The organism is Microbacterium sp. GbtcB4, from assembly GCF_019091465.1.
Classification (GTDB): Bacteria; Actinomycetota; Actinomycetes; order Actinomycetales; family Microbacteriaceae; genus Microbacterium; species Microbacterium paraoxydans.
Genome location: NZ_JAGXJJ010000172.1, coordinates 1 through 266 on the forward strand (window position 1 = coordinate 1; position 266 = coordinate 266).

1 pseudogene is annotated in these 266 nt (G+C 71.1%); it reads left to right on the forward strand.

Features of this window, described 5'->3' with window-relative positions:
* Positions 1-266, forward strand: a pseudogene (locus tag KVS71_RS17610) (aldehyde dehydrogenase); the annotation flags it as partial.

Consider the following 266-nt stretch of genomic DNA (forward strand, 5'->3'; position numbering starts at 1 on the left):
CCCTGCACTACGGCTCTATCGCGATCAACGGCTGGACCGCCGACGGGTTCATCACGCCGACGCTCACGTGGGGCGCGTTCCCCGGCGGCACGATCGACAACGTCGGCAGCGGCATCGTCGTCGTCCACAACGCCCTGCTCCTGGATCGGGTAGTGCGCTCCGTGCTGCGCGGCCCCTTCCGGCCGTTCCCGCGCTCGCTTCCCGTCGCGTACGGCGGCGGTCGGATGTCGGTCCTCCCGAAGCCGCCTTGGCTCTCCTCCTCCCGC